The sequence below is a fragment of the Pseudomonas sp. GW821-FHT02B10 genome (assembly GCF_059421865.1).
Genome location: NZ_JBWKVU010000016.1, coordinates 83,958 through 100,761, shown reverse-complemented (window position 1 = coordinate 100,761; position 16,804 = coordinate 83,958). Strand labels below are relative to the sequence as shown.

Here is a 16,804-nt window from a genome sequence, read left to right as displayed (position 1 = left end):
TCAATTCCCCTTGTTCAGGCTGGTGCCGTTGTCTTCGGCATCGTCGTCGGCGGCCGACAGCGGACGGGCCGGCGTGCGTTTCTGGCCAGGACCACCGTGGCTGACTTCCGCGCCTTCGTTGGTCTTCGGCCCTTTGCGCACCAGGCGCATCATGTAGCCGATACCGACCCCGAACAGCGAGAAATACACCACGACAAACAGCGCCAGGGTGATGCTCATCTGCATCAGGCTGTGCCCGGACGAAGCGTCCGCGGTACGCATCAACCCGTAGACCACCCACGGCTGGCGGCCGATCTCGGTGGTGAACCAGCCGGCGAGGATCGCGATCAGGCCGGATGGGCCCATCCACAGCGCCAGGTACAGGAACGCGCGGTTCTGGTAGATGCGGTCACGCTTGCGCAGCCACAGGCTCCACAGGCCGGTGAGGATCATCAGCATGCCGAGGCCGACCATGATCCGGAACGACCAGAACACGATGGTCGAATTCGGTCGGTCCTCTGGCGGGAACTCCTTGAGCGCCGGCACCTGCTTGTCCAGCGAGTGAGTGAGGATGAGGCTGCCCAGATACGGGATCTCGACGGCGAACCTGGTCTTTTCTGCCTTCATGTCCGGCCAGCCGAACAGGATCAGCGGAGTCGGCTCGTTACCGACGTTTTCCCAGTGCCCTTCGATCGCGGCGATTTTCGCCGGCTGGTGCTTGAGGGTGTTGAGGCCGTGGAAGTCGCCGATCACGGCCTGGATCGGCGCGACGATCAGGGCCATCCACATCGCCATCGACAGCATGCGGCGGATTGCCGGGTTATCGCGGCCGCGCAGCAGGTGCCAGGCAGCGGACGAACCGACGAAGAACGCGGTGGCGACAAAGGCGGCCGTGGCCATGTGCGCCAGGCGGTACGGGAACGACGGGTTGAATACCACCGCCAGCCAGTCCACCGGAATCACTCGGCCGTCGATGATTTCGTAGCCTTGCGGGGTCTGCATCCAGCTGTTGGACGAGAGAATCCAGAAGGTCGAAATCAGCGTACCGATGGCCACCATCACGGTGGCGAAGAAGTGCAGCTTGCGCCCGACCCGGTTCCAGCCGAACAGCATCACGCCGAGGAAACCGGCTTCGAGGAAGAATGCGGTGAGCACTTCATAGGTCAGCAGCGGCCCGGTAACGGAGCCGGCAAAATCGGAGAAGCGGCTCCAGTTGGTGCCGAACTGGTAGGCCATGACCAGGCCCGAGACCACCCCCATGCCGAAGTTGACGGCGAAGATCTTCGACCAGAAGTGGTACAGGTCACGGTAGGTATCGTCGCGGGTCTTGAGCCACAAACCTTCGAGCACCGCCAGGTAGCTCGCCAGACCGATGGTGATGGCGGGGAACAGGATGTGGAACGAGATGGTGAACGCGAACTGAATTCGGGCGAGATCTAGTGCCTCCAAACCGAACATAAGCTTTCCTCTGTCAGGTAATACCGGCTGCCGGCTGGAGGCCTGCACCCACTGCCCCCACGGATCTGGAGTGTGGCGAATTCGAATTCGTTCTTTTTAAACCCATCGCAACGCAGGGAGTCTGGCCATCTGGCCACCAGACCCAACCTTGCAAAAGGTTTTGATCTGGATCAATCAACGTTGAAAGAGTAGTCGCATTTTCGCCGTTGGTTTGTGTGGTCTTTTGTCGCGTGACAGGTTGCCTCACCACGTCAAGCACGGGGTTTCCCCGAAGTTTTGCTCTCCCTGTAGCCGCTGCCGCAGGCTGCGATCGCCCGGAACGGTCGTGGCGATTTCTGCGCCGTCAAAGGTCCTTCGGCCCTTATCGCAGCCTGCGGCAGCGGCTACAGGGATTGGGCTATTTCGAATAAACGGGATAGATGCGGGGCTAACGATTCTGCAACTATTGGTTACATCTTGGTGATAACCTCGCCTTACTCCACGCCCAGACCTGCCTTTCAGATGCCCAGCCAAGACCCTCTGCTGCTTCGCCATCACCGTCCGTTCATGGCTTTCTGGCTGGCGCGGATCTTCACCGCCAGCGGCTTCCAGATGCTCACCGTGGCCATCGGCTGGAACCTCTACCAACTGACCGGCAACGTGCTCGACCTGGGCCTGGTCGGGCTGGTGGAGTTCGCGCCGCGGGTGCTGTTCATGCTGCACACCGGGCATGTGGCGGACCGCTATGACCGACGCAAGGTGGCAGCCATCTGCCAGTCGCTGCAGGCGCTGATCGCCCTGTCCCTGGCCATCGGCAGCGCCACCCATAACGTCACTCGCGAGATGATCTTCATCCTCGCCTTCCTGCTGGGCGCCGCCCGCTCCTTCGAGATGCCGACCACCCAGGCGCTGCTGCCGAGCATCGTGCCCAGCGCGCTGTTCCCCCGCGCCGTGGCAGCCGCGCAGTCCGCCCAGCAATCGGCGACCATCGTCGCGCCGGCCCTCGGCGGCCTGCTCTACGCCTTTGGCAGCGTGTGGGTCTATGGCCCGACCGTGCTGCTGTATGTGATCGCCTGCTGCCTGATGCTCAACCTGCCCGCGCGGCAGACGCCGCTGAACAAGGGCAAGGCCACCCTGGATTCGTTGCTCGCTGGGGTGCGCTTCATTCGCAGCCGCCCGGACATTCTCGGGGCGATCTCCCTGGACCTGTTCGCCGTACTGCTGGGCGGCGCCACCGCCCTGCTGCCGGTGTTCGCCAAGGACATCCTGCTCACCGGCGCCTGGGGCCTGGGCCTGCTGCGCTCGGCGCCGGCGGTGGGGGCGCTGCTGATGTCGCTGTGGCTGGCGCGCTTTGCCGTCGACCGCCATGTCGGCCGGGTGATGTTCACCGCCGTCGGCGTGTTCGGCGTCGCCACCATCGCCTTCGGCCTGTCGACCTCGTTCTGGTTCTCGCTCGCGGTGCTGGTGGTGCTGGGCGCGGCGGACATGATCAGCATGGTGATCCGCGCCTCCTTCGTGCAACTGGAAACCCCGGACGAAATGCGCGGCCGGGTCAGCGCCGTCAACGGCCTGTTCATCGGCGCTTCCAACCAGCTCGGCGAGTTCGAGTCCGGGCTCACCGCCCACTGGTTCGGCACCGTGCCGGCGGTGGTCCTCGGCGGAGTCGGCACCCTGCTGGTGACCGGGGTGTGGATAAAACTGTTCCCGACCCTGGCCCATCGCGATCGCATGCATGGGCCGGTGGAAGAGGCGAAGACCGAGGCCGCTCCTGCTGGAAGCGGCCAGGCATAAGGCTCAACGACTCGGCTAGGCCTAGATAAAGGCTCGTCGCTGTGCCACCTCCAGCAGGTCGCAACCGTCCTGAGTCAGCACATAGAGCACATCGATAATGTGCGGAATGTCTTTCACGTCACCATGGCTGAAGTTCAGACAGTTCAAAGTTTCCAACAGGTTGGCGGCAGCGCGGATGCGCTGTTGTGCAGCGGCGTGCAGGTCTTCCGAAGACGCGCGAGCATCAATGAAGAAAACTCCTGGGTTGCTTATGTTGGATTTGAGCGGGAGAAAGCGGGGAGTGTCTGTTGAGATATTCATCGGCAAATCCTTATTGGTCATGAACCCACTGAACTGAACAACAATCCAGTGCCCACAAAGCTTGAATGCAACAAAGCCTTCTTATTTGCGGGTGACCAAACCCGATCGCAGATTTCAAAGCGACGGTCAGGACTATAGGGTTAGACAGAGATCAAGGACAAGAAAGGGTTCGTGAGTCTTTATTACTGGCTTCCGACTGAAAGTCGGAAGCCAGTAATAAAGACGTTTCGCTGGATAGCGCCCTAAACCAGCAACTCCCCCTCCACCACCGTCCGCCGGCCCCTGCCGCACAGTTGTTCCACCAGGGTCAGGGCAAAACTCAGGGCCGCCCCCGAGCCTTGCGCCGTGATGCAGTTGCCATCCACCACCACCGGCTGGTCGACGAAGTTGCAGCCCGACAGCTGATGGCTGGCGCTGGGCAGGCAGGTCATGCGCCGCTGGCGCAGCACCCCGTAACTCTGCAAGGCCAGGGCCGGCGCTTCGGCGATGCCGGCGAACAGGCGCCCGGCGGCGGCCTGGTCCTTGACCAATTGCATCAGCGGTTGATGGGCCGCCAGGTGCTGCGCGCCGACGGCACCACCGGGCAGCACGATCAGGTCGAAGTTCTGGGCCAGCACATCCACCAGCATGCCGTCGGCGGTCATCCGGGTGCCGCGGGCGCAGGTGAGCATGCGCCGCCCTTCGATACTGGCCACCAGCACTTCGACTTGAGCACGGCGCAGCACATCGATCAGGGTCACGCTTTGCAGGTCGTCGACACCCTCGGCGAGGGGAATCAGGGCTCTAAAGGTCATGGGCTGTGTCCGCGGTAGGGTCTTTAAAGCTTAGTCAGCTTTAAAGCCCTCCGCGTTCGGACGCTGCCGTCACTTGATGTAGATCTGCGCGCTCATGCTGTTGCCCGGCGCGTTGAGCGAGGTGTTGCTGAAGGTGAAGGTGCCTTCCTGTTTGCCGGCCAGGTCGAAGGTATAGATGTAGCCGACGGTGATCCCCGAGTTGCCGCACGGCACCAGGCTGGAACCCTCTTCGCAGACTGCCGCGCGCGTGCCGTTGACCTCGAAGCCGTCCAGCGCCACCCGGGGCTGGCGGCCATAGCCGATTTCCAGCACGTACACCTTGATGTTCGGGCCCTGGTGATCGCAGGCGGTCTTGTCGCGTCCGTCCGACACATCCTCCAGGCCGCAGGACTGCGACTCGACCTTGAGGATTTCCACCTGGCTCAAGGGTGGCGCGGAACGGGCCATGGCCGGCGCCGTGCCCAACCACAGGCTGCTGGCCACTACCGCCAAGGCCATCGTTTTTATCGTGCTGTGCATAAGTCCCCCCAAAACGTCGGCGCAGTATGCCCCAGTCGCCACTCGGGCAAAACATCGCCGAGGATCGCAGCCATAGCCCTGCGCTGCTGGTATGATGCGCGGCTTTTTCCGACCCGCACAAAATCCCCGGACGCTTTTTCAGGGTCTGTGCTTTGCTGTCTGGGTCGATACATTCACGGCGCCCTGCGCGCCACGGGGAGCAGACATGCTGGAAAGGCTGTTTCAACTCAAGGCACACAACACCAATGTGCGGACCGAGATTCTTGCGGGCCTCACGACCTTCCTGGCCATGGCCTACATTCTGTTCGTCAACCCGAGCATCCTCGGCGAGACCGGCATGGACAAGGGTGCGGTGTTCGTCGCCACCTGCCTGGCCGCCGCCATCGGCTCGACCGTGATGGGCCTGATCGCCAACTACCCGATCGCCCTGGCTCCAGGCATGGGCCTGAACGCCTTCTTCACCTACACCGTGGTCCTGCACATGGGCCATACCTGGCAAGTGGCGCTGGGCGCGGTGTTCATTTCGGCGGTGCTGTTCTTCCTGCTGTCGATCTTCAAGATCCGCGAATGGATCATCAACAGCATCCCGCTGCCGCTGCGCTCGGCGATCGCCGCCGGTATCGGCCTGTTCCTGGCGCTGATCGCCCTGCACAACGCCGGCATCGTGGTCAGCAACCCGGCGACCATGGTCGGCCTCGGCGACCTCAAGCAACCGGCACCGATCCTCGCGACCCTGGGCTTCGCCCTGATCGTCGCCCTGGAAGCCCTGAAGGTCCGCGGCGCGGTCCTGATCGGCATCCTCTCGGTGACCATCGTCTCCATCGCCCTGGGCTTCACCCCGTTCGGCGGCGTGACCTCGATGCCGCCTTCGCTGGCGCCGACCTTCCTGCAACTGGATATCAAGGGCGCGCTGGACATCGGCCTGGTCAGCGTGATCTTCGCCTTCCTGTTCGTCGACCTGTTCGACAACTCCGGCACCCTGATCGGCGTCGCCAAGCGCGCCGGCCTGATGGGCAAGGACGGCCACATGCCGAAAATGGGCCGGGCCCTGATCGCCGACAGCACCGCGGCCATGGCCGGCTCCCTGCTGGGCACCTCGACCACCACCAGCTACATCGAATCCGCCGCCGGCGTCAGCGCCGGTGGCCGTACCGGCCTGACCGCCATCGTCGTGGCCATTCTGTTCCTCCTGGCGCTGTTCTTCTCGCCGCTGGCGGCCAGCGTGCCAGCTTTCGCCACCGCCCCGGCCCTGCTGTTCGTCGCAGTGCTGATGACGTCGGGCCTGGCGGAAATAGACTGGGACGACATCACGGTCGCAGCGCCGGTGGTGGTCACCGCCCTGGCCATGCCGTTCACCTACTCCATCGCCAACGGCATCGCCTTCGGCTTCATTGCCTGGACCGCGATCAAGCTGCTGTCGGGCCGCGCCCGTGAGCTGAACGCGCCGCTGGTGATCCTGTCGGTACTGTTTGTGATCAAGTTGGGTTGGTTCAACGCATGACTTTCGATTCCCAGGCTTACGCCACCCAGCTCGCCGACAAGGTCGCGCGCCTGCGTGAACTGCTGGCGCCGTTCGATGCCCCCGAGCCACAGGTCTTCGATTCGCCGCTGCAGCACTTCCGCCTGCGCGCGGAGTTCCGCCTGTGGCGCGAAGCCGGCGAGCGTCATTACGCGATGTTTTCCCAGGAAGACAAACGCACGCCGATCCTGATCGAAGAATTCCCGATCGCCAGCCTGCGCATCAATCAGCTGATGCCGCAACTCAAGGCCGCCTGGCAAGCCAGCAGCGCCTTGAGCCACAAGCTGTTCCAGGTCGAGTTCCTCACCACCCTGGCCGGCGACGCGATGATCACCCTGTGCTATCACCGCCCGCTGGACGAGCACTGGCACGCCGCGGCGAGCCAGTTGGCGACCGACCTGAACGTCAGCGTCATTGGCCGTTCCAAGGGCAAGCGCGAAGTGATCGGCCACGATTACGTGGTGGAGAAACTCGAAGTCGGCGGGCGCACCTTCAGCTACCGCCAGCCCGAAGGCGCCTTCACCCAGCCCAACGGCACGGTCAACCAGAAGATGCTCAACTGGGCCTACGACGCCCTGGGCGATCGTCCGGACGACCTGCTGGAGCTGTACTGCGGCAACGGCAACTTCACCCTGCCCCTGGCCACCCGGGTGCGCAAGGTGCTGGCCACCGAGATCAGCAAGACCTCGGTCAACGCGGCCCTGAGCAACCTCAGCGAAAACGCGGTGGAGAACGTCACCCTGGTGCGTCTGTCCGCCGAAGAGCTGACCGAAGCCTTGAACGAAGTGCGTCCGTTCCGCCGCCTGCAGGGCGTGGACCTGAAGAGCTACGCGTTCGGCAGCGTGTTCGTCGACCCGCCGCGCGCCGGCATGGACCCGGACACCTGCGAGCTGACCCGGCGCTTCGACAACATCCTGTACATCTCGTGCAACCCGGAAACCCTGGCGGCCAACATCGCCCAATTGCACGACACCCACCGCATCACCCGCTGCGCGATGTTCGACCAGTTCCCGTGGACCCACCACATGGAATCCGGGGTCTTGCTGACCCGGCGTTGAACCCGCCCCGCTGCACAGCAAACAGCCGTCCTCGTGACGGCTGTTTGCATTCCACGGTTTCCTGTAGCCGCTGCCGCAGGCTGCGATAAGGCCCGCAAGACCTTCAGCGATTGCAAGATCGCCACGGCCGTTGGCCGATCGCAGCCTGCGGCAGCGGCTACAGAAGAGTGTCAGCTGACAGGGCGGAAGTAGCCGGCCAACTGCTGCAAGTCCTGCTCATTGAGCAGGCCGGCGTAAAACCTGAGCTGGACCCGCGCCAGCAGGTAGGCGTGCCGCGCATCGGCGAGGTCGCGCCGGGCGCTGAACAGCTGCTGCTCGGCATCCAGCACGTCGAGGTTGACCCGCTCGCCGCCGCGCACGCTTTTCAGGGTGGCCTGGACCAGGGCCTCGGCCGATTCGACCGCCATCTCATAGGCGCGGACCCGCGCCGCGCCGCTGGTGTTGAGGTTGAACTGCTTGCGCAGCTCAATCAGCACGTTGGCGGTCTGCGCATCCAGCTCGTATTGCGCCTGGGACAGCTGGCTGGCCGCCTGGCGGGTCGACGCCGACACCGAGCCGCCGGCGAACAGCGGCAGGCTGACCTGGATACCGACGCTGTTGGTGTCGTACTTCTGGTTGTAGGTGCTTTCCGAATCCGAACGGGTCTGGCGGCTGCTGGCGTAGAGGCTGACCTTTGGCAGATGCCCGGCGCGCTTGCGCTCCACCTCATATTCCGCGGCCTGCAACGCGTGCTGCTGGGAAGCCAGTTCCGGGTTGTTGGCGATGGCCAGGTCGCGCCAGCTCTCGAAGCGGTTGGGCTGCACCGGCTGGATAGCGAACCGGCGGGCCAGCGGGTCGAGTTCGTCGACCCGTAACGGCCGGCCGACTATCGCTTCCAGCTCGCGCAGGGCACTGTCCTGCAGGTCACGGGCCTCGATCTCCTCGGCCAGGGCCAGGCTCAAGCGCGCCTGGGTTTCCAGCACGTCGGTGCGGGTGCCTTCTCCGCCCTTGAGCAAACGCTGGTTGAGTTGCAGGCGCTCGGCATAGGCGCGCCGCTGGGCCTGGCTCAGTTCGATACGCTCCTGGGCCAGCAGGGCCTGGCTGTAGGCGCCCAACAGCCGCACCGCCAGTTCCTGGCTCTTGCTGCGAAAACGCTCGTCGGCGAACAGCGCCTGGGCCGCGCCCTGGCGAAAGCGCGCATAGGCTTCGTAATCCAGCAGCGGCTGCTGCAGGGTCAGGTTGGAGGCGTAGCTGCGGTAGTCGCGATCGGTGGAAGAGTCCCCCAGGGGTGTGGTCTGAGTCACCTCGGATTGGTTGCGCGAGTTGTTGTAATTCCACGACAGGGTCGGCAACAGGGCGGCGCGGCCCAGCACGCGGTTCTCTTGCCCGGCGTCGCGCTCCTGGATCGCCGCCTGGAAGGTCGGATCGTTGCGCACCGCCAGCGCGTAAGCGTCCAGCAGCCCCAGGGCGTGGGCCGCGGGGGCGCACAGGCCATACAGGCTGGCCAGCAGCCAAGGGATAAGACGCCGGTTCATTCTTCCACCAGTGCCATGTGCGTGCGGTCCAGCAACGGCTTGAACAGGTAATTGAGCATCGAGCGCTCGCCGGTGCGCACAAAGGCTTCCACCGGCATGCCCGGGCGGATCTGCAAGCCGCTCAGTTGCTGCATGCCGTCGGCGCTGACCTCGGCACGCAAGGTGTAGTACGGCTCGTCGGTGCGCTCGTCCACCTGCCTGTCGGCCGACACCAGGGTCACCTGCCCGGCGACCCGCGGCGTGGTGCTCTGGCTGAAGGCCGAGAACATCAGTTCCACCGGCAACCCGGGGTGCACCTTGTCGATCATCTGCACCGGCACCCGCGCCTCCACCAGCAGCGGCTCGCCCTGGGGCACGATTTCCATCAGCGCCTGCCCCGGCTTGACCACCCCGCCCTCGGTGAACACCTCCAGCCCGACCACCACCCCGGCCGCCGGCGCGCGCACCAGGCTGTTGGCCAGTTCGAACTCGGCCGAGGCCAAACGGTTGCGCAGGTCCTCGCTGCGGGTACGGGTTTCGGCCAGCTGGCTGCGCACCTCTTTCTGGAACTCCTCGGCCCGTTGGCGGATGCGCAAGCGCATCTCGAGGATCTGCCGCTGCAACTGGCCGATGCGCCCGAAGTCCTCGGCGATCGAACCGTCGATCTGCGCATACAGACGCTCGCTGTCCAGCAGCCGGTTGCGCGGGATATAGCCGTCGCGTGCGAGTTCGCGCAGCCCTTGCAGTTGTTCGTTCAACGAGCGGCGCTGGAGCACCTTGCTCGCCTGGGAATCGCGGGTGCCGCGCAGTTGGGCCTCGGAGCCGGCGATGCTTTCGGCGATGCCCTGCTGCTCCATGGCCAGGGCCTGGGCACGGCTGCTGAACAACTGGTGTTGCAGGGCCATGGTGACGGCCACTTCCGGGTCATCGGCCTGGGCCAGCAGTTCCGGGGCAAAGGCCAGGACCTGGCCACCATCGCGCTCGGCACTCAAGCGGGCCTCGCTGGCCAGGGAGCCGAGGAACTGGGTCCGCAGCGACTGCACCTGGGTGCGCAGCGGCAGCTCCTTGAGGCGAATCAACACCTGGCCGGCGCTGACCACTTCGCCGTCGCGCACCTCGATGCGCTCGATGATGCCGCCGCTGGGGTGCTGCACCGCCTTGCGATGCCCGGAGACCATGACCTTGCCGGCCACCGCCACGCCCTTGTCCAGGGGCGCCAGCGCGGCCCAGCCGAGGAAGCCGGCAAAACCGCCAAGCACCAGCAGCCAGCCCAGGCGCGAATATTTCTTCTCGTCCAGGGCCAGCAGAGTGCCCGGCGCGCGCTGGTGGTCGGCGGTCGGCAGGCGACCCAGAGGTTGTGCTGGGTTCATGCTTTTTTTCCTTCGCCGGCGGCCACGCCCAGGCGATAACTGACATTCATGCTGGCCGCGGGGGTGCTCGTCGGCGTCACCGGGGCCGCGGCGGCCTTGGGCTTGTGCATCGTCTCCAGGACTCGCGTCGTCGGCCCGAAGGCCTGCAACTGGCCCTCGCGCAGGATCATCAACTGGTCGGTCAGGCTCAGCACGTTGGGCTTGTGGGTGATCAGCACCAGGGTCCGGCGCTGCTGCTTGAGCTGGGCAATCGCCTGCAACAGCGCCTGCTCGCCGGCCTCATCGAGGTTGGCGTTGGGCTCGTCGAGCACGATCAGCGCCGGCAGGCCATACAACGCGCGGGCCAGGCCGATGCGCTGCTTCTGCCCTCCAGACAGCCCCGCCCCGCCCTCCCCCAGGCGCGTGTCATAACCTTGCGGCAGTTGCAGGATCAGCTGATGCACCCCGGCCATCTGCGCCGCCGCCAGGACCTGGTCAGAGTTCACCTCGCCAAAGCGCGCGATGTTCTCGGCGATGCTGCCGGCGAACAGCTGGATATCCTGGGGCAGGTAACCGATGTGCGGGCCAAGTTGCTGGCGGTCCCACTGGCTCAGTTCCGCGCCGTCGAGGCGGACCTTGCCGGCCAGCGGCGTCCAGGCCCCCACCAGCAGCCGCGCCAGGGTCGACTTGCCGCAACCCGAGGGGCCGATGACTCCCAGCACCTGCCCGGCCGGCAGGCTGAAACCCAGGTTGGCCAGGGCCGGACGGCGACTGCCGGGGGCGCAGGCGCTCAGTTGCTCGACGCTCAGTTCGCCCTTGGGCGTGGGCAGGCTCATGCGCGCCGGGCGTGGCGGATTGGCCTGCAGCATCTCTGACAACCGCGCATAGGCCAGGCGCGCCGAACTCCACTGTTTCCATACGGCAATCAACTGGTCGATGGGGCTGAGCACCCGGCCCATCAGGATCGAACCGGCGATCATCATCCCCGGGGTGATTTCCCCCTGCACCGCCAGCAGCGCGCCAAGGCCCAGCACCAAGGATTGCAGGGCCAGGCGCACGCCCTTGGACCAGGCACTGATCAGCGCGGTCTTTTCACTGGCCAGGTTCTGCTGGGCGAGGAACGCCTGGTGCCCACCGAACCAGCGCGCGCGCAGCGCGGCAAGCATGCCCATGGCTTCGATGGCGTCGGCGTTGCGCAGGTTGGCCGTGGCCTGCTGGCTGGTGCTGATGGACAGCTGGCTGGCCTCGGCCAGCGGCGCTTGGCAGATGTGCTGGTTGATCCAGGCCAGGACCACCAACAGCAGCGCACCGCCCAGGGCCAGCAGGCCAAGCCAGGGGTGAAACAGGAAGATCACCAGCAGGTAGACCGGAAACCACGGCGCGTCGAAAAACGCGAACAGCGCATTGCCGGTGGCGAACTGGCGCAGGGCCGTCAGGTCATTCAGGGCCTGGCCGGCGGCTTGCGGGCTGCCCTTGAGCTGGGCCTCGAAGGCCGCGTCGTAGACCCGCTGGTTCAGGCGCATGTCCATCTGCGTGCCCAGGCGGATCACCACCTGGCTGCGCACCCACTCCAGGGCGCCCATCAGGCCGAACAGGCCGACGATCATCAGCGTCAGCATCAACAGGGTCATCTGGTTGCCGGACGCCAGCACCCGGTCGTACACCTGCAGCATGTACAGCGCGGGCGCCAGCATCAGCAGGTTGATCACCGCCGAGAACAGGCCGATGTTGAAGAAGCCGCTTTTATAGGCGGCCAGGGCCGCCAGCGTCTCGGAACCGGCAAGTGGGTTCGGCCTGCTCATCGAGGTGTCCTGTTGGAAGTCGAGAAATACACCACCACCCGCTCCGTCGGAGCGAGTCGGCAAGAGGCGCGCTGCGCGCGTTGACAGCCATCGCGGCGCTCCCCAGAATTTGCCACCGCCGCCGCCCTGGCCTTCGAAAACTCGGGCGACGGGGGTGATTCAAGCGAACGAATGGAAGAGCGATCTTTCATTCGTTTTTTTATGCCTCAAGCGGCCATTCAGGCTGCCAGCGCCCAGTCCTGGGCCACGTCCTGCACACCCACCAGACCAATGTCGGCCGCGGCGGCGGATGCCGGGGCAACATGGGCGACACCGGCCGCGGCCAGGTCGTCGAACGTCGAGTTGACCGACAGGTTCGGGCTGATCGCCTTGAGCAGGGCATCGATCTCGCCGGCCAGCGCCGAGCTGTCGCCGCTCATCAGGCCATACACCACCTTGTGCACTTCGCCGGCACGGCCTTCGTCGCGCAGGCTGTTGAGGCCCAGGTTGGTGAAGCTGACTTCCTGGCTGACCAGGTCGTAGCCGCCGGCGCTCGGGCCACCGGTCAGGGTGTCGCCCAGCGAGACGGTGTTCAGGTTGCCCCACAGGGTGTGGCTCGGGCTCTCGAACAGGGTGTAGTTCAGGTTGCCTTCGGCCACGAACGCGGCGTCGCTGTTGGTGCTTTTCAGGGCGTACTCGGTACCCGAGAACGGGCCCGGGTTGAAGCCGCCGGTGTTGGTGCCATCGACCACCTGGCCCGGGCGATGGTTGACGTCGCCAAAGTAGGCCGACCAGTCATTGAGGTAGTTCGCAACGCTGACGCCGCCGTAGGTAGCGCTGTAGGAAATGGAAATGCTCATGCAAAACTCCAGTACATAGGTTGGTCACTCCGCAGCGAGCCGATGCCCGCTACGGTTTTGCCCTTCTCTGGGCAAAAGCAGTCAGAACTGATATTCGAGGGTGCCCTGCAAGGTGCGGCCACGCCCCAGGGTGAAGGCCAGCACGTCGCCCATGGGCACCAGGTAGGCGCGGTCGGTGACGTTCTCCATCGCCAGGCGCAGGGTCAGTTCTTCGGTGGCGCGGTAGCTGCCGTACAGGTCGTAAACGGTGTAGGACTTCCAGTCCGCGGGGTAGACGCTGGTGGTGGTGCGGGTGTTGCTGCCGCCTTCCGAGTAGCCCGCGCTGTAGCGGGCTCGGGCGCCGATATCCAGCTTGCGCTCGAAGAAGCGCGCGCCCAGGGTCAAGGTGCCGCGGTCCATCGGCATGTGTTCGGCCGAGCCGAGGATCGCGCTGCAATGGCTGGCGCTGTTGGCCTGTGCGTCCGGGCGCATGCCGACCACCGGGGCGCGTCCGGCCGTGCTGTTCTTTACGGTCTGGGTCACCCCGCCCAGCCATGCGGTCTTCGAGCAGAAGTCGTTGCTGCCGATCATATGGGTGTAGGCCAGCTGCCCGTAGGCGCGCCCGGCGTCGTAGTCGAGCTGGTACTCCACGCCCTTGAAGCGGGTGTCCTGCAGGTTGTTGACGTAGGCGCTGTTGCCGATCCCGGCCATGCCGTAGCCGGGGGGCTGCACGCCCATGTTCATGAAGATGAAGTCTTCGACGCGGGTGTCGAAGTACGCGACCTTGATCCCCAGCCGGTCATCGTCGAACCACAGGTTTTCCTTGAACACATTGACCCCGGCTTCCCAGGTGGTGGAACGCTCCGGGCGCAGGAAGGGGTTGGGGTACATGCTTTCGGCGCCACCGCCGTGGGGCCGGCCGGTGATCAGGGTCTCGGTGATCGCCGGCGGACGCCAGCCCTTGCCGTAGCTGGCGAACAGTTGCAGCCAGTCCACGCCGGGCTTGATCGACAGGCCGAAGGTCGGCGAGAAACGCCCTTCCTCGGTGTCCACGTCATAGTTGACCGGCACCGTGGTTTGCCGGGTGGTGCCGAGAATGAAGGTGCGGGTATTGATCCCGGTATCGCCGCGCAGCCGGTAACGGTCGTAGCGCAACCCGGTGTTCAGGTTCAGCCAGCCGTCGTAGTCGTAGTCCAGGCGCGCGAACAGGCTGCCGAGTGCGCGGTCGCCCTTGGGTGTCATGCCTTCCGAGGCCGGGGCGTTCACCGCCGAACCGCTTGCCACCGGCTGGCTGGAGTCCGGGCGCACCTTGTCGTAGAAGAACTCCAGGCCGTAGTTGGCCTTGAGCGTCGACAGCTCGCCGAGGGCGAAGGTCGAGGTGTTCTGCGCCTGGGCGCCGTAGGTGTCGGTCTGGTAGGTGATCGAATATCCGGGAGTGATGCCCCGTTGCAGGGTGCTCTGATCGTTGCGGTTGTCGACGTAATAGAGCTTGGCCTTGAAGTCCACCAGCGGGTTGTCCGGGGTGTAGCTGTAGTCGAGGGCGAAGTTCTGCGAGCGCACATCGCTGCTGCCCAGCTTCTCCCACAGCTGATCCTTCTCGGTGTTGAGCATGTTGGCGTCGTCGTAGGACACCTGGGTGGTCAGGTAGCTGAACTGCAGGCGCTGGTCCTGGGGCAGGTTCAGCCCGAGCTTGGCCAGGCGCGAGCGCATCACCGAAGCGGAATAGGCCACCGGCGAGTTCTTCACCCGGTCGTTGATCGAAGGGTCCCGCCAGCCGCCGGTGCGCAGTTCGCCGATGCTGCCGCGGGTTCCCGGGTCGTAGTCGCCCAGGTGCCGCTCGCTGGCGGCGACCAGCATGTCCCAGACTTCAGTGCCGATGGCGAAGGCCGAACTGCCGATAAAATGCGTGCCGTTGCTGCGCCCGCCCAGGCCGCTGGTCAGGCGGATGCGCCCGCCCATTTCCTCGCCCGGCTTGATCAGGTCGCGGGCTTCCAGGGTGCGGAAATTGGCGATCCCGCCGATCACCCCGGCACCGCCCATGCTGGAGGTCGCGCCCTTCTCGATCACCACCTCGGAGAGCAGCTCAGGGTCGACATACAAGGTTCCGTTGCGTTGCTGGTGGCCGCTCTGCTGGTAGTTCTGGCGCATGCCGTCGACCGCCATGTTGACCCGGCCGTAATCCTGGATGCCGCGGATGTTCACCGACAGGCCGGGGTCCTGCTGGCTGACCGCCGAATACACGCCGCTGGTTTCTTCCAGCATGTCCGCCGCGTGCCGGGGTGGGTTGCGGTCGATTTGCTCACGGCTGACGACGCTCACCGAACGCGGCGCGCTGTAGACCCAGTCGCCTTTGCGCCCTTCGAGGTTGCCGGACACGGTGGTGGTGGCCAGGGCCAAGGCCCCCTGATGCTCGGCGGCGACGCGGTTCAGGGTGACCTGGCTGTCGCCGGTGAAGCGGTATTCCACCGGCGCGTTGCCCAGCAGCCGCGCCAACCCTTCCTGGACGCTGTAGCTGCCCTTGAGCGGCGAACTGTGCAGGCCCTTGAGGCGCTGGCTGTCGAACAGCACTTGCAGCCCGGCCTGTTCGGCGAAGGCCAGCACGGCGCTGTCCAGGGCCTGGGCAGGAATGTCGAACATCAGGCGGCTTTGCTGCTCGGCACCGGCAACCGCGGCCCCCTGCGCCGCATGCGCCAACCCGGCATCGAGCAGCAGCCCCGCGGCGCCCAGATGAATGGCCAGGGCCAACCGGCTTGCGGCGTGAACTCCAGTGCGACTGCTTACCCTCATATCCGTATTCCTGCGCTGGCTGCTTTTTATTGATGCGAATGCATCTCAATTAGCTAGACGTGCCAGGCAGGAAAACTCAGTAAGGTTTTTTCCAACTATTTTTCACGGGGAGGAAAGCGGCGGCGCCAGGCCTCAGTAAATCAGGCTGACGCCGGCCAGATCGAAGTGCCGCACCTGCAGTTCCCGGGTCAGGGTGGCCAGGGCAGTGTCGAGCATGTCCAGGCGGAACACGCCGCTGACCTGACGCTGGGCCAGGGCTTCGTTACCCAATACCACCCGGCCGGGGCGATAACGATTGAGCTGTTCGATCACCAGCGCCAGCGGCTGGCGATCGAACACCAGCACGCCACGCCGCCAGCTCGTGGCCCGTTGCAGATCCAGGCCATCCAGAGTGACCACCCCCGACAGCGGGTTGTAGCGGGCGCTCTGCCCTTCCTGCAGGACCCGCTCGGAAGCGCCCTGCTGCGCCGGCGTATCCAGGTTTACGGCAACGCTGTGTTGCAGCACGCCGACCCAAGCCTGCTGGCTGCTTTCACGCCCCACCACGAAGCGCGTGCCCAGGGCACGGGTTTGCCCGCCGGCACTCTCGACCACAAAAGGGCGGGACTCCTCGCCGCCCATGGGCGCCACGTCGAACACCGCGGAGCCGGCGAGCAAATGCACCTGGCGCTGGGCCTGGTTGAAATTGAGGCGAATGGCGCTGGACGAATCCAGCTCCACGGTACTGCCGTCGGCCAGGTGCACGGTGCGCACTTCGCCTTTGTCGGTGAGATAGTCGGCCTGCATCCGCAGCAAGGCGTGCGGCCCTTGCCACCAGCCGAGCGCGACAGCCAGCACCAGCACCGCCGCGCTGGCCGCCCGTGGCAGGAAACGCCGGCGGCGCGGCCGCTGAACCGCCGTGGCCCTGGCAGCGGGCGCGCGACGCGGTTGCGCCAGTTCCGGCTCCAGGCGCAGCTCACCCAGCGCGTCCCAGGTCCGCCGGGCAAACGCCAGCGCCGGGGCGTGGCGCGGGTCCCGCGCTTGCCATTGCTCCAGCTCGGCCTGCTCGGCGGCGCTCAGTCCACCGTCATGCAAACGCACCGCCCAGTCGGCGGCGGCCTCAGTGATACTGCGCTCTTGCGGACCCTGGCTATTCACGTGTGAATCTCGATTTCTCGT

Annotated in this window: 13 protein-coding genes; 3 read left to right on the top strand and 10 right to left on the bottom strand. The window is 65.4% G+C overall.

Annotated elements, in window-relative coordinates; translation table 11 throughout:
* On the bottom strand, positions 1-1,437 hold the full coding sequence (locus tag AC07VU_RS27165) for a cytochrome ubiquinol oxidase subunit I (RefSeq protein WP_102681518.1): 1,437 nt from the start codon (positions 1,435-1,437) through the stop codon (positions 1-3).
* 501 nt (positions 1,438-1,938) lie between these two features.
* On the opposite strand from AC07VU_RS27165, the gene AC07VU_RS27160 reads away from it, so the two are divergent.
* Positions 1,939-3,207: an MFS transporter gene (locus AC07VU_RS27160; RefSeq protein WP_277589652.1), complete on the top strand. Its 1,269-nt coding sequence runs from the start codon at positions 1,939-1,941 to the stop codon at positions 3,205-3,207.
* 21 nt (positions 3,208-3,228) lie between these two features.
* Here the strand turns inward: AC07VU_RS27160 and AC07VU_RS27155 are convergent, their stop codons facing one another.
* The 3 genes from AC07VU_RS27155 to AC07VU_RS27145 form a co-directional block, all read right to left on the bottom strand.
* Complete coding sequence (locus AC07VU_RS27155; protein WP_277589653.1) at positions 3,229-3,507, bottom strand: hypothetical protein; 279 nt, start codon at positions 3,505-3,507, stop codon at positions 3,229-3,231.
* A gap of 242 nt (positions 3,508-3,749) precedes the next feature.
* Positions 3,750-4,301: a DJ-1 family glyoxalase III gene (locus AC07VU_RS27150; RefSeq protein WP_009050978.1), complete on the bottom strand. Its 552-nt coding sequence runs from the start codon at positions 4,299-4,301 to the stop codon at positions 3,750-3,752.
* Positions 4,302-4,370: 69 nt separating this feature from the next.
* A complete protein-coding gene (locus tag AC07VU_RS27145) occupies positions 4,371-4,820 on the bottom strand; it encodes a DUF4879 domain-containing protein (RefSeq protein WP_037035572.1) in 450 nt (149 codons plus the stop codon).
* 205 nt (positions 4,821-5,025) lie between these two features.
* Here AC07VU_RS27145 and AC07VU_RS27140 point away from each other — a divergent pair, with 205 nt between their 5' ends.
* Complete coding sequence (locus AC07VU_RS27140) at positions 5,026-6,321, top strand: NCS2 family permease (protein WP_009045742.1); 1,296 nt, start codon at positions 5,026-5,028, stop codon at positions 6,319-6,321.
* Positions 6,318-7,397 carry a tRNA (uridine(54)-C5)-methyltransferase TrmA gene (gene trmA / locus AC07VU_RS27135; protein ID WP_495030818.1) on the top strand — a complete coding sequence of 360 codons (1,080 nt, stop codon included), beginning with the start codon at positions 6,318-6,320 and terminating at the stop codon, positions 7,395-7,397. Before AC07VU_RS27140 ends, trmA begins: the two co-directional genes overlap by 4 nt.
* A 170-nt stretch (positions 7,398-7,567) precedes the next feature.
* Here the strand turns inward: trmA and AC07VU_RS27130 are convergent, their stop codons facing one another.
* The 6 genes from AC07VU_RS27130 to AC07VU_RS27105 form a co-directional block, all read right to left on the bottom strand.
* Positions 7,568-8,911 carry a TolC family outer membrane protein gene (locus AC07VU_RS27130; protein ID WP_495030817.1) on the bottom strand — a complete coding sequence of 448 codons (1,344 nt, stop codon included), beginning with the start codon at positions 8,909-8,911 and terminating at the stop codon, positions 7,568-7,570.
* A complete protein-coding gene (locus AC07VU_RS27125; protein WP_495030816.1) occupies positions 8,908-10,260 on the bottom strand; it encodes an HlyD family type I secretion periplasmic adaptor subunit in 1,353 nt (450 codons plus the stop codon). The genes AC07VU_RS27130 and AC07VU_RS27125 overlap by 4 nt, the downstream gene beginning before the upstream one ends.
* Entirely contained in the window at positions 10,257-12,041 is a 1,785-nt protein-coding gene (locus AC07VU_RS27120) for a type I secretion system permease/ATPase (protein WP_495030815.1), read from the bottom strand. The genes AC07VU_RS27125 and AC07VU_RS27120 overlap by 4 nt, the downstream gene beginning before the upstream one ends.
* Before the next feature lie 218 nt (positions 12,042-12,259).
* A complete protein-coding gene (locus AC07VU_RS27115) occupies positions 12,260-12,880 on the bottom strand; it encodes a heme acquisition protein HasA (protein WP_007928863.1) in 621 nt (206 codons plus the stop codon).
* 81 nt (positions 12,881-12,961) lie between these two features.
* A complete protein-coding gene (locus AC07VU_RS27110; RefSeq protein ID WP_495030814.1) occupies positions 12,962-15,646 on the bottom strand; it encodes a TonB-dependent receptor in 2,685 nt (894 codons plus the stop codon).
* Between the two features lie 132 nt (positions 15,647-15,778).
* On the bottom strand, positions 15,779-16,783 hold the full coding sequence (locus tag AC07VU_RS27105) for a FecR family protein (RefSeq protein ID WP_277589659.1): 1,005 nt from the start codon (positions 16,781-16,783) through the stop codon (positions 15,779-15,781).
* Between the last annotated feature and the right edge of the window lie 21 nt (positions 16,784-16,804).

Excerpts from the sequence above, each read along its gene's own strand:
- AC07VU_RS27110 (WP_495030814.1), bottom strand. The coding sequence starts at position 15,646 with ATGAGGGTAAGCAGTCGCACTGGAGTTCACGCCGCAAGCCGGTTGGCC.
- AC07VU_RS27155 (WP_277589653.1), bottom strand. The coding sequence starts at position 3,507 with ATGAATATCTCAACAGACACTCCCCGCTTTCTCCCGCTCAAATCCAAC.
- AC07VU_RS27160 (WP_277589652.1), top strand. The coding sequence starts at position 1,939 with ATGCCCAGCCAAGACCCTCTGCTGCTTCGCCATCACCGTCCGTTCATG.
- AC07VU_RS27120 (WP_495030815.1), bottom strand. The coding sequence starts at position 12,041 with ATGAGCAGGCCGAACCCACTTGCCGGTTCCGAGACGCTGGCGGCCCTG.
- AC07VU_RS27115 (WP_007928863.1), bottom strand. The coding sequence starts at position 12,880 with ATGAGCATTTCCATTTCCTACAGCGCTACCTACGGCGGCGTCAGCGTT.
- AC07VU_RS27125 (WP_495030816.1), bottom strand. The coding sequence starts at position 10,260 with ATGAACCCAGCACAACCTCTGGGTCGCCTGCCGACCGCCGACCACCAG.
- trmA (WP_495030818.1), top strand. The coding sequence starts at position 6,318 with ATGACTTTCGATTCCCAGGCTTACGCCACCCAGCTCGCCGACAAGGTC.
- AC07VU_RS27130 (WP_495030817.1), bottom strand. The coding sequence starts at position 8,911 with ATGAACCGGCGTCTTATCCCTTGGCTGCTGGCCAGCCTGTATGGCCTG.
- AC07VU_RS27165 (WP_102681518.1), bottom strand. The coding sequence starts at position 1,437 with ATGTTCGGTTTGGAGGCACTAGATCTCGCCCGAATTCAGTTCGCGTTC.
- AC07VU_RS27150 (WP_009050978.1), bottom strand. The coding sequence starts at position 4,301 with ATGACCTTTAGAGCCCTGATTCCCCTCGCCGAGGGTGTCGACGACCTG.
- AC07VU_RS27145 (WP_037035572.1), bottom strand. The coding sequence starts at position 4,820 with ATGCACAGCACGATAAAAACGATGGCCTTGGCGGTAGTGGCCAGCAGC.
- AC07VU_RS27140 (WP_009045742.1), top strand. The coding sequence starts at position 5,026 with ATGCTGGAAAGGCTGTTTCAACTCAAGGCACACAACACCAATGTGCGG.